The 11757-nt window shown below is 36.6% G+C and carries 12 protein-coding genes and 1 tRNA gene; 11 read left to right on the forward strand and 2 right to left on the reverse strand.

The annotated features are described in order from the left end of the window. Window positions 1–559 precede the first annotated feature (559 nt). From GQR46_RS09225 to GQR46_RS09275, 11 genes are all read left to right on the forward strand, one after another. The gene (locus GQR46_RS09225) at window positions 560–1243 is read left to right on the forward strand and encodes an SPOR domain-containing protein (RefSeq protein ID WP_024592961.1); all 684 of its coding nucleotides are present in this window, start codon (window positions 560–562) and stop codon (window positions 1241–1243) included. 370 nt (window positions 1244–1613) lie between these two features. Further along, window positions 1614–2168, forward strand: a complete 555-nt coding sequence (locus GQR46_RS09230; protein ID WP_165740785.1) for an SPOR domain-containing protein — start codon at window positions 1614–1616, stop codon at window positions 2166–2168. A 115-nt stretch (window positions 2169–2283) separates the two neighbouring features. Next, complete coding sequence (locus GQR46_RS09235) at window positions 2284–2886, forward strand: DUF4402 domain-containing protein (protein ID WP_024589986.1); 603 nt, start codon at window positions 2284–2286, stop codon at window positions 2884–2886. Window positions 2887–2889: 3 nt separating this feature from the next. Beyond that, on the forward strand, window positions 2890–3372 hold the full coding sequence (locus GQR46_RS09240) for a DUF4402 domain-containing protein (protein ID WP_024589985.1): 483 nt from the start codon (window positions 2890–2892) through the stop codon (window positions 3370–3372). 9 nt (window positions 3373–3381) lie between these two features. Further along, window positions 3382–4212 carry a fimbria/pilus periplasmic chaperone gene (locus GQR46_RS09245; protein ID WP_165740786.1) on the forward strand — a complete coding sequence of 277 codons (831 nt, stop codon included), beginning with the start codon at window positions 3382–3384 and terminating at the stop codon, window positions 4210–4212. Between the two features lie 67 nt (window positions 4213–4279). Continuing rightward, window positions 4280–7138 (forward strand): hypothetical protein, encoded by a 2859-nt coding sequence (locus tag GQR46_RS09250; RefSeq protein ID WP_165740787.1) that lies wholly within the window; start codon window positions 4280–4282, stop codon window positions 7136–7138. 10 nt (window positions 7139–7148) lie between these two features. After that, a complete protein-coding gene (locus GQR46_RS09255; protein WP_165740788.1) occupies window positions 7149–7778 on the forward strand; it encodes an SPOR domain-containing protein in 630 nt (209 codons plus the stop codon). Between the two features lie 56 nt (window positions 7779–7834). After that, window positions 7835–8428, forward strand: a complete 594-nt coding sequence (locus tag GQR46_RS09260; RefSeq protein ID WP_007583140.1) for a FlgO family outer membrane protein — start codon at window positions 7835–7837, stop codon at window positions 8426–8428. Between the two features lie 13 nt (window positions 8429–8441). Beyond that, window positions 8442–9134: a FlgO family outer membrane protein gene (locus GQR46_RS09265; RefSeq protein ID WP_024589981.1), complete on the forward strand. Its 693-nt coding sequence runs from the start codon at window positions 8442–8444 to the stop codon at window positions 9132–9134. A gap of 7 nt (window positions 9135–9141) precedes the next feature. Then, window positions 9142–9810 (forward strand): FlgO family outer membrane protein, encoded by a 669-nt coding sequence (locus tag GQR46_RS09270; RefSeq protein ID WP_165727548.1) that lies wholly within the window; start codon window positions 9142–9144, stop codon window positions 9808–9810. A 72-nt stretch (window positions 9811–9882) separates the two neighbouring features. Further along, window positions 9883–9957, forward strand: a tRNA-Arg gene (locus GQR46_RS09275). Window positions 9958–10034: 77 nt separating this feature from the next. Here GQR46_RS09275 and GQR46_RS09280 read toward each other — a convergent pair. Both GQR46_RS09280 and GQR46_RS09285 read right to left on the reverse strand, forming a co-directional pair. Further along, window positions 10035–10628 (reverse strand): DUF4303 domain-containing protein, encoded by a 594-nt coding sequence (locus GQR46_RS09280; RefSeq protein ID WP_165727538.1) that lies wholly within the window; start codon window positions 10626–10628, stop codon window positions 10035–10037. A 116-nt stretch (window positions 10629–10744) separates the two neighbouring features. Next, window positions 10745–11677 (reverse strand): exopolyphosphatase, encoded by a 933-nt coding sequence (locus GQR46_RS09285; RefSeq protein WP_165740789.1) that lies wholly within the window; start codon window positions 11675–11677, stop codon window positions 10745–10747. Between the last annotated feature and the right edge of the window lie 80 nt (window positions 11678–11757).

Below are 11757 nucleotides of genomic sequence, written 5' to 3' on the forward strand. Positions count from 1 at the left end.
CATAAATAGGCGATAACGTAGCATAAATGCCAAACATGCGCTGCCCGAAGGGTTCTGCCTCGGGGCAATTTACTCTTTGTTGCCTACATGGATGTAGGTAAGGGGCGTGAGCAGGACGCGGAAGCTTTACTCGGTTTTTACTTATTCTTACATGGATGTAAGCCAGTAGAATAACGCAGGAGCAGTTATCGAGCCCACTAGGTTACAAACCTCGCGCCGCGATTAAATGGCCCCTAGATTGAACAAATTTTAATCCTGAAAGGTCAACAGGCCTTAGAATAAAATAAGAAAAGGAATAGCTCTAAAATAAAATTTTTTAAGTCATTACAGACATATTGTTATTTATGTTGTAAAGTTTGTGTTAATTGGCATTGAATTTGTATTAAATAATGCTCTCAAGGAAGGGATGGAGTATGCAACGTTGTGTTTTACGAAATACTGACAAGCATGCGAAGAGCTAAGTTTTATAGCTCACAGCTTAAATAAAGTTAAACGCTTTCTTGTGAGAATGTTTAACTGAAATGTAGTGTAAAAACACTGCTTTCAGGACAACTAATACATGTTTATATATAAAAAAAATAACATTGGGCTTTTACTTAGCTTGCTAATGCTTTTATTTGGTACAGCATGCAGCGTCTCGCCTGAAATAAAAACCATTGATGAACAACCTCAAAGTAACTCGCCTGACTACGTATCAATTACAGCCCTTGAACTTGCACAGCTAAAAGATGCCGCAATGCAGTGGCAACAAGCTCGTGAAGGCATAGAGCGAATTTTAAGATTAGAAAAAGAAATAACTTACCTCGTAAATCATATCGATATTATAAACAGTAAAGCTATTGCACAGTCTAATCAAGGGTATAGCAGCAAGTCTGTACGCTCACCACGTAACACACGCAATGTTAAGTCACGCCAACAAGTTAAACAAAATTACAGTAATAAAAAACAAACTGTAAAATTAAATAAACCTAAACATGTATTTGCTTTACAGGTAGCTTCGGTTGACTCAGAGCAAGGTGTGGCTAAAGCATGGCAAGAGCTAAATACTAAAGCAGCACCGTTGTTTAGAGACAAAATATTGACTAACGTAGAAACCGCCAAAATAAACGACAAAATGTTTTACAGGCTAAAACTTGGCTCTTACCAAAACTTTAAAAATGCAAAAGCAGACTGTGACGTATTCAAGTTATATAAACTCGATTGCATAGTAAGTAACTACACTGATAAGCCAGTAAAGCTTTAGCTCACAGTATGTAATATCAATCTGCAATAATACCTAATCAATTTGAAGGATTAGACCTGATGCTAACTTCGCTAATAATTTTTGATATACGACTGCATGAATGCAGGAGGTAGGGCAATGCAGCAGCAATTAGTGATACCAACTAAATGATGAAATTTTGCCTTGTTATCGATATGGCTTTTCTTACTTCAAGATAGACTACTTAATTAAAAAGTTGCTATAAAGTGGCGCAAAATTTGCTTTGATTTATTATCTTGGTTAGTAGAGTGCTTTTGCAATGCGGTATTTTAAGTCTTGTCATTTAATATCAGTTTTATTCTTATCTTTTTATTTATATGGATGTAGCAGCGCAACTGTAAATAACGAGAGCGTGCAGCATTCTTTAATTACTGATAAACAACTAAAAGAGTATGTTTCGCAGTGGCACTTACAGCAAGAAAGCATTGGTCGTTTAACTGCTATGGAAGATGATTTACAGCTGTTAATTATGGCGTTATCGTCTCGAAGTGAATTAACTGAAAACCCTCCTTTACTCATGCAAAATAAAACCGATATCACCTATGGTAATCAGCCTTCACAGAATTTGGAACCGACGGCACTAAATAACACTCCCGAAGTAAAAACACCAAACTTACAAAATTCAGAACTCACCTTAACAGATGAAACTAAAATTGGAGCACAGCTTGGTTGGTATTTAAAGCCAGAGCTTGTTAAAGCAAGAGTCGAAAGGCTTAAGCAATTATACCCCAGTGCATTTACTCAATTTAATTTTACTATGTTTGAACGTAAAAATAATAATATGACTTTGTATGGATTACGTGTAGGTCCATTTAAAAACGATGCTCAAGTAAGTGCGTTTTGTTATTTAGCTAATCAGCTTGATCAAGCATGTAATATTGCTGCTTTTGTCGGAAAGCCAATATAATTAATAAATTAGGCCTTTTAAACTTATATAGTATTAAAGTATTTGTACTAATAGTCGATACTAACTATAGTTGGGCAAATATTTGATAAAGCCCATTTTCTTATAAGGATTTAGCATGAAGTTTTATTTATCTGCATTAGCTGTAGCCACCGTGGTCAGCTCGTTTAGCACTTATGCTGCTACAGAGTCATTTGAAGCGAAAGTAACGGTACAAAATGCTGTAGTACTCACAAAAGATAACGATTTAAATTTTGGTACTATTCGTGCTATTTCAGATCCTACAGGCAATCTGCAAGCTACGCTTACAATTAATCCTGATCCTGATGCAACTAATGTTACCTCGCAAGACGACGCTGCTGGTAATGTGGCAACTATATCAATAATTGAAGGTGGTGAAGCGGGTGCTTTTAGTGTGTCAGATGTAGTACCAAATTCTATTTTAACCATTAGCGACCCAGTAAATACTTTAGTACAACCTTTAGCTGGTCAAGGGTTAAATGAACCTGATTTTACTGTAGGTACTTGGACTTACTTTATAACGAGCGGTACTAATGCTGGTGGATTATATACAAGTGCTACGCCCAACCTACAAGCTGGCGTTGATGGCGCTGTATCATTTAATATAGGCGCGACTCTTTCTACTTCATCAAACGCATCAAGTGTGGATTACCCTGATGGTGAGTATTCTGGTAGCTTTAATATTGAAGTGTCATATTAATTAGTGTTTAAACAAACAATGCGCTTTTTGTATGTTTCTGCTTGGCTTTCGTTAATGTTTAGCGAGCAAGCCTATAGCGCAAGCATACAACAAGAAGCGCTTAATTTTGGCACTTTAGTTATCCCTCAAAATAATACTTTAAGCTCTATAACCATTAGCCATGAAGGTGAAACAACCACATTTGGTAATATTTACGTATTAACTGAGGGGAATCCCGCAGAACTTTTATTTACCGATTTACCTCCCCTTACTCAAATATCGTTTAACAAAACGAGTGACTCTACATTGCAAAGTGAAGCGCTAGGAGCTAATAGTGCCAAGTTTTCGGTTGTATTAGTGGATTTACCAAGAACGCAAACTAGCGATGAGTTTGGAGAGCTTTTACTCAAAGTAGGTGGCCGTTTAATAACGACAGGGACTAGCCAAAGTTACTTAGATGGTAGTTTTATTACTGACACCCAATTAGAAATTACGATTGATTACTAAAGGAAAAACATGCTTTATAAAGTTGTAGTGCTGCTCGCACTGAGTGTATGTATTTTAGGAAAAAATGCATACGCAAATTTACTTATCTCTCCAACCCGTATTAGTTTTGATGAACGTCAACGAACCGCTAAAGTTACCGTAATTAATGCGGGTGATGAATATCAAACATATCGTGTTTTATGGAGTGAGAAGCAAGCGCAACCTAGCGGTGGCTACATACAGTTGGCAGAGGCTACAAGCGAAAGTTTAAGTTCAATGGCACGTTTGTCACCAAAACAAATGCGTTTAGCACCTGGTGAAAAACAAACAGTAAAAATAGCAATACGTAAACCTAAAGGCCTAGCTTCTGGTGAGTACCGCTCTCATCTTCTATTTCAAGCATTGCCTGGTGAAAATACTAATAAAACAAGCTCAATAAAAGTTAATATGATTATGAGCTACAGTATACCTATTTTGTTACGTAAAGACATTAAACAGCCAGTAGTTGCCATAGAACAAGCTAAGCTAGTGCTAAATGAAAGCAATCAACGTCCTCAGTTTTTATTGAATATAAAACGAGAAGGTAAGTTTAGTAGCTACGGTAAATTAAGTGCTTACTTTGTTGATAGTAATAACGAGCAAGTTAAAATTGCAGAAATTGGTAATTTAAGTATTTATCCAGAAGTAGATAATGCGTTTGTAACCCTTAGTTTATTTAGTGACAAAAATTTAGATAAAGCAGGAAAAGTCATTTTTAAATATGAAGGCAGTCAAGAATATAAAGACCTTACATTTGCACAATACACTCTGCCTTTAACCTCACAATCACTTAATGTTTTAACAGTGAATGACGCTAAATAATTTATTGTATGCACTATTACTAAGCATAAGTAGTTTGCTTAGTAATAGTGTAATAGCTAATCCTTCCGTGGAGGATGCTTTAACAACACTACGCGCAATTGAACTAAAGCTAACTAAGCCCGTTGAAGTAATTGATTATAAAAACAAAGAAAATCAGCAACAGCGAATCGCCACAGGCGAGTTATTAATACTTTCGCTTTATTTAAACTCATACTACTTAGGTGAAGTTGCAGCAATTAAAAGCGAGCAAAGTGTACAAGTTAGTTTAAGCGACTTATTTGATATTCTACAATTTGCAATGAATGTTGATGCTAGCAATCGAATTGCTCAAGGTGTTGGAGCAAATCAACAACCTCTTTTTCTAAATGCAGCGGTTACACCCGCTGTATTTACTAGTCCTACACAGAGCTACTTATTAGCAAAAAATCAAATTACCATTGAAGATGATATTTATGTAGATATTCAAAGTTTACATAATGCTTTAAATCTAGAGTTTAATATTGATTACCCAGATTTAGAATTACTTATAAGCTCAGATAGCCCCTTACCGGTTGAACAACAAAGATACAGACAGTCGCGCAACCTTAAATCACCTAACAAAAGATCGCCACCTACGCTGCCATGGAAAGCTAGCCCATATAAAGCGCTATCTTCTCCGGTTGCCGACTTACAACTAAATTTTACCGCGAGCGATGATAGACATTCTACGAACTATTCACTTTTAGGCACTCAAGACTTTGCGTATTTATCTGCAGAGTATTTTTTGTCTGGACGAAGTACTGACTTACTTACCAACTCTAGGTTAACGTTTACAAAGCAAAACTTAGACAAAGAAATAAAAAACAGCTTCATGCCTACTGAAATATCTTTTGGTGATGTTATCGCCACGCAAGTTGGCAATAGCTACAGTAGTCAGTATGCCCGAGGTGTTAAAGTTTCTAATAATGTAACCAATAGAAAAATAGTCAATAATCAAGTTAACTTAAGCGGTGCTATACAGCCAGGTTGGGATGTAGAACTGTACCGTAATGAAATATTAATAGACCAGCAGCTTAGCCTCGCAGATGGGCGTTATATTTTTGATAATATAAACCTATTATTCGGAGCTAATAATTTTGAGCTTATTTTTTATGGGCCTCAAGGTCAAGTTGAGCGTAAAAGTGATTATTACTTTGTGGACGGAAATCAACTTAAGCAGGGACAAGGTAACTATGAATTGTCGGTTACTGAACAAGGCAAGCAATTACTAAATAACAATGTTTCAAGCTCGCAGGGGCAGGGTTGGCAAATTGCGGGTAGATATGAGCAAGGGCTTACAGATAATATATCTGTATACACTGCTACATCAGGTCAAAAAAACACAGATGACGATTTACTTAAGTATGCATTTGGTACCAACATAAGCTTATTTGACCGATTATTATTAAATGCGAATGTTGAAAAAAATAATAACAATGAACAAGAATTTGAATTTACAGCCCGAACTCAAATTGCCGAACAATCACTACTTTTTAGCGCTACAAATCGTACAGACGAACAGCAGCAAGATTTTAACAGCTACCAAATAAATTTAGCTGGTGGGCTAATGAATAATACCTATGGACGCCTTTCTTATCAAAATAACATCCTATATGACGATAGTGATACTAGAGGGCGCTTTAAACAAGTACGCAACCAGTTCAACTACTCATACTCAGGATTTGCACTAAGTAACCAATTGCTGTGGCAACAAGACGATAGCTCTAAGAGTAATTTTGGAACAACACGTTTTCAAAAGCGCTTTGGGAGAACCTACACAAGGTTTGGTATAGATTATAGTATATCGCCAGTAAGTGAGCTTGTTAGTTACGAGGCTGAGTTTAGCCGCAACTTGGGCCGAGATTTACAAGCGGAACTTACTTTAACTGATTCACTTCGTAATAATATTCAATCGGCCGAATTAGGGCTCAATTGGCAAAGCGACAAGTTTAGTTTAACGAGTAACTTAAACTACAACAGTAACGATGATTGGCGGCTCGGCATTTATAGCCGTTTTAGCTTAGGTTTTGATGTTGAACATAATACATATTTTGTCTCTAAGCGCACCTTAACTAACACGGGTAGCTTAATGTTACGCGTATTTTTAGATCAAAATAATAACGGTATTATGGATGATGATGAGCACGGCGTTGCCGGCGTAAAAGTAAAAGGCGTTCACAATTATCGTCAAGCAATTACAGACGAACACGGCGTTGCGCTATTAACTTCAATGCCAGCAAATCGTACAACAGATATAATACTGGATAGAAATAGTTTTGAAGATCCGTTTTTAATACCAGCTAATGAGGGTTTTTCTATTACACCAAGGGCTGGTTTTGTAGAGTATATGGACTTCGCATTAAATAATGCCAGTGAAGTAGAGGGAGTTGTTTATCAACAAAAAGGTGATACAACACAGATCCAACCCTTTGCAAATATAGCGCTGTTGAATGAGAAAGGGGATCAAGTTGCACAAACTCAAGCAGCATATGATGGCTATTACTTATTTACAGACCTTAAACCGGGGCAGTATAAAGCAGTAATTGATGATGAATATAAACAACGCAAGCAGCTAAAAAACACTCAAAATATAACAGTTAATTTATCGCCTCAAGGAGATGGAGTAATGGGCGTTGATTTAACATTAAAGGCGCTCAGTGCAACAACTGGAAGCATTGCCAATGCAGGAAGTTTTAGTTCGTTAAATATCTTAAAAATTTATTACCGTTTAATAGCACCACGAATAGAGCAGCAAGAAGCTTTTTATATGCATGATAAAGCTAAAAATAAATTTATTTTAGCCTTAGCGTACGCAACAAACAGTTCGCCAGAGCTTATTTCTGTATGCGACTCAGTAAAAGCGCAAGGATTAAAGTGTGTTGTTGAAACACATAAAATACTCCATTAAAGGAATTAGGATGAAAAGAGTTCAATGTATATTTTTAATCAGTGCAATGTTGCTAAGTTATGGTTGTGCGAATAATAAAGCAATTGATGGTAGTGCTACTCAGACCAACGTAACTGACGAAAAAAGCTACGTAAAAATAACAAAGCAAGAACTTGAAACTTTAAAAACAAGCTCCCAGCAGTGGCAAAATATGAAGCCAGAACTTGCGCGTTTATTACTTATTGAAGACGACTTAAGCTTACTAATATCGCAACTCAATACAATTGCAAAAGAAAATGAGCAGAAAAATGCACCAGTAATAAAAGCAGAAATCGTTAATACCAACACAATTAATCGCTCCAATTTACAAGTAACAAAACCAGTTGATCCTAAATTTGCTTTACAAGTGCTTTCAATAACGCAAAAAGAACAACTCTCTTTAGCTTTTAGGCAACTTCAAAAAAAGCTTCCTAGCTTACTAGGCGATAATTTTGTGATGAATGTTGAAACAATAAATGTAAAAGGAGTTATGTATAACCGCTTAAAGCTAGGCGCATACATAGACAAAAAAAACGCTATGGGTGACTGTCAAAAATTAAAGAGCCAAAATATAAATTGTTTAGTTAGTTATTACGTAGATCAGCCCTTTACCGCACAATAGCTAAGTCGGCATACAAATTGCTTCATCCTCAGTATGTTTTGAAGAGGATGGCAATTATGCGCCTTTTACTGCCTTTATTATTTTTAAATTTAGCTGCTTGTAACTTGGTGCCGCCGCCAGAACCAAGTGTGCCTACAGATGCACCTAAAGCAGCCATGGCTCCTTTTACGGTTAATGACTATGTAGTTAATTTAACGTCGCAACTTAACCACCTAAACGGAGCATTAAATGCTAATGCACGTGTTGGCGTTAGTAGCTTCTTTTATGCAGATGCACTAGATACAAAATTAGTGACAGGGCAAGCCTCAGGCTTAAGTCAGCAGATCCAAGAAAGTCTGCTTACACAATTTACTCAACTGGGTTATCACACCGTTGAGTACAGACTTGGGAATAACCTCTCTTTATCAGAAAACTCAGACAGTATTTTAAGTCGCGATTTAAGTAAATTACGTAATCGCCAAAATATTGACTTAGTTATCACAGGAACAGTGACTCGTCAGCAGCATGCATACATAGTTAATGCACGACTTGTGAATATAGAAAATAAACAGGTGCTCTCTGCGGGAAGTACCGAGATCCCAATTAATGTAATGTGGGGCAATGAGAAAATTCAGCAGCGTGACGGACTTTTATACCGAAGCGAATACTAATTTGGAGCACAAAATGAAAAACCTATTAATTACATTATGCTTACCACTGGGCTTTGGTTGCTCTCAAATACTAGGCACAATGAATACAGACACCGCAACACCACAAAGTGAGCAAAGCAACCAACTGGTGAGTAACCAACGCGACGTTGCAGCACCTGTTTCTGACGATAACTTATTTCAGTCAGGAATGGCTCCACAAGATAACTACACAAAAGCAACACCGCCAATGCGCAAAAATATTAACCATTATGTGCGCGGCATAATGCAAGACATGGTTGAAAACTTACAGTACGTAAGTGAACAAACACCGTTAGCTGTTTCGAGTTTTATTTTTTTAGATGAAGACTACAACGATGGTAGCTTACTAGGAAACCAAATTGCAGAAAGCTTCATGCATGAATTACACAGCTTTGGTGTACCCGTTATTGATTTTAAAACAACTGATTATATGCGTGTTACCTCAACAGGCGACTTTGTATTTAGTCGCGACTATTTAGAGCTAAATCAAGATCAAAACTTTAAGTATGTACTAGCCGGTACGCTTGTAAACCATCAAGGTGGTGTACTTGTTAATGCACGTATTGTTGGGCTAGAAAGTAAGGCCGTAGTCGGTTCTGCACAAGGGTTTATTCCACAGTCAGTTGTTGATGCGCTTAATAGTAGCTATCGCACTGATGGCATAATGTTAAAACAAGCAAGCAAGTGAGATAATTATGTATAGTAAATTATTTAACCGCTTTATCGTTTTTTTTGCTTTAGCTAATTTAACTGGTTGTGCCTTTACTCAAAATAATGAAAGTGCTGAAATGAATGCATCTTCAACCACACAAGTAAATTATGACTTAGCAAGCATGCTTAAAACAGCCGAGCAAAAATCAACTCAAGATGATGCTAACGGCAATCAATTTACACCACTTCAGCACCATAAAACACTTGCTAACTATGTAGAGCAAATGGCACTTGATTTGGTTGATACGCTTGAGTTTGAAAGTGATACCGACGCCAATATTAATATTGCCGTTACTACCTTGGTCGATCTTGATTCATCGCTTACTAAAAGTAATCAATTAGGTAATCAAATTTCTGAAACGTTAATTCATCAGTTACAAAAGTTTGGTTATGGCGTGGTTGATTTTAAAACCACTCAAACAATAGATGTAAATAGTCGTGGTGATTTTGCTTTTTCGCGCGATATTGAAAAGCTTAGTGAAGATCAAATGGCGAGCCATGTATTAGCGGGTACATTAATTTATCGCAGTGATGCTGTTGTTGTAAATACACGTGTAATTAACGCGCATACAAAAAAAATCGTCGCGAGTAGTCGAAAACTAATCCCAATTTATGTACTAAATAAAGAAGATATATACTTATCAAGCAATTAAGTTCAGTTGTCACTTGATATAAAAAACCAGATGCCGTTATAATTCACACCTCTAAGCACACAGCTTGTTTGTGGCCTCTTAGTTAAATGGATATAACGGCCCCCTCCTAAGGGGCAGTTGCAAGTTCGATTCTTGCAGGGGCTACCAATTAAATCAATGAGTTATATTTTAACCTCCCTCCCTTATACTTTGTGTATAGCGTATATGTAGTAGTGTTGCACTTTTTAATTGAAGGCGTTTAACACTTCTTGCTCACATTTTTCACGCTCTGTAATCATTGCTTCAAAGTCAGCTTGAATTTGCGTTAGAACGGCTGGTGGATTAAGTCGTTTGATTCTTTTAAATTGAATGCTTTCTTCTTCATCATAGGCGAGTATGGCTAAAGTGATTTTTTCGCGTTCAATACCATTTGAAAATAATCCTTCTGCATCTAATTGCATAAGTACTTTTTCCATTGCTGTAAGCCATTGGTGCCAATTATCCATCGCCTCTATATCTGATTGAAACAAATCAATGCTGTTTTCTAGTTTTTGGCATTCTAGCGTTGTTTCATCAAAGTATTCTGAATAATATTCAAGCGTCGGGTAGTCCTCAGGGTTCCATTTAGCCATGTAAAAGCTACTTACATCGTTGTTGTACTCTGTTTCAAATACTTCTTTTAAATCTGATAAAGTATTAAACATTGGCAGTAATGAGTAGCTACCTGTGTGGTAATAACCCATTACATAAAGATCGTTACCATATTTTTGAATGATGTCTTTAAATGCTTTTTTGGTATCTTGATAAAGTGTTTTTTCGAAGTTTTTAGTATCTAACATGAGGTCATTATTTCTTTTATGATTACAGAAATTTATATGAAAAAGAGAGTGATTAAAACTCACCCTGCAAAAAATAAAATAACCAGAGCTACTACTCTGGTTATTGTAAGTTAATATTAACCATCACTCGTAATTGTATTGATTAACTCACTCAGTACCGCTTCGGCCTTACTTGTTTCTACTTGGCAAGTACCGGCATTTAAGTGGCCACCACCATTATATTTTAAGCACAGCTCGCCAACATTGGTGTTCGAACTGCGGTTAGTGATAGATTTACCAACGGCATACACTACGTTTTGCTTTTTAAGGCCCCACATTTTATGAATCGAGATATTGCAGTCGGGGTACATTGCATAAATAACAAATCGATTTGTGGCGTAAATAGTTTCTTCTTGGGTTAAATCAAGGATCACTAAGTTTTTATGCACGGTAGCGCATTGAGAAATTTGCTCTTTTGCTTTTTCGTTATGCTCGTTATATAAAGCAACACGCTCGGCTACATCTTCCATTTTTAGAATGTCTTGTATGCTCTGATCTTTACACGCATCAATCAGTTTCATCATTAATTGGTAATTTGAAATTTTAAACTCGCGAAAACGGCCAAGTCCTGTACGCGCATCCATAATAAAGTTCATTAATACCCAATCGGTTGGGTTTAATATTTCGTCTTTTGAAAACTGAGCAGCATCGCCTTTATCTACCGCGTCCATCATTTCAACAGAAATATTTGGAAGTTTTTCAGCGCCGCCATAATAGTCATAAACTACGCGAGCAGCTGATGGGGCTTCTGGGTCAATAATATGATTTTTTATGTCGCTTGAGTTACGAACGGTTTCGCTAAGGTGATGATCAAATGCTATATGACAGCCTGCAACGTAGGGGAGGTTGGTCGTAATGTCATTTTCGGTAATGCCTATTTTGCCGTCTTGCATGTCTTTTGGATGAACAAATAAAATATCGTCAATTAGGTCTAAGTCTTTAAGCAATACGGCACACACTAAGCCATCAAAATCGCTGCGAGTGACTAGTCTAAATTTATTATTGGGCATAGCTATTCCATCTTTTTAATTGAATTATCAATTAAGTGTAACAGTTAAATTTTTTTTTGAGAGATCAGCTTAAAAAAATT

It is taken from the genome of Pseudoalteromonas sp. Z1A6, from assembly GCF_011378745.1.
GTDB classification, from domain to species: Bacteria; Pseudomonadota; Gammaproteobacteria; order Enterobacterales; family Alteromonadaceae; genus Pseudoalteromonas; species Pseudoalteromonas arctica.

Bases quoted from the DNA above. Each gene is read 5' to 3' on its own strand.
- GQR46_RS09265 (WP_024589981.1), top strand. From the start codon at position 8,442: ATGAAAAACCTATTAATTACATTATGCTTACCACTGGGCTTTGGTTGC.
- GQR46_RS09245 (WP_165740786.1), top strand. From the start codon at position 3,382: ATGCTTTATAAAGTTGTAGTGCTGCTCGCACTGAGTGTATGTATTTTA.
- GQR46_RS09225 (WP_024592961.1), top strand. From the start codon at position 560: ATGTTTATATATAAAAAAAATAACATTGGGCTTTTACTTAGCTTGCTA.
- GQR46_RS09235 (WP_024589986.1), top strand. From the start codon at position 2,284: ATGAAGTTTTATTTATCTGCATTAGCTGTAGCCACCGTGGTCAGCTCG.
- GQR46_RS09255 (WP_165740788.1), top strand. From the start codon at position 7,149: ATGAAAAGAGTTCAATGTATATTTTTAATCAGTGCAATGTTGCTAAGT.
- GQR46_RS09280 (WP_165727538.1), bottom strand. From the start codon at position 10,628: ATGTTAGATACTAAAAACTTCGAAAAAACACTTTATCAAGATACCAAA.
- GQR46_RS09285 (WP_165740789.1), bottom strand. From the start codon at position 11,677: ATGCCCAATAATAAATTTAGACTAGTCACTCGCAGCGATTTTGATGGC.
- GQR46_RS09260 (WP_007583140.1), top strand. From the start codon at position 7,835: ATGCGCCTTTTACTGCCTTTATTATTTTTAAATTTAGCTGCTTGTAAC.
- GQR46_RS09270 (WP_165727548.1), top strand. From the start codon at position 9,142: ATGTATAGTAAATTATTTAACCGCTTTATCGTTTTTTTTGCTTTAGCT.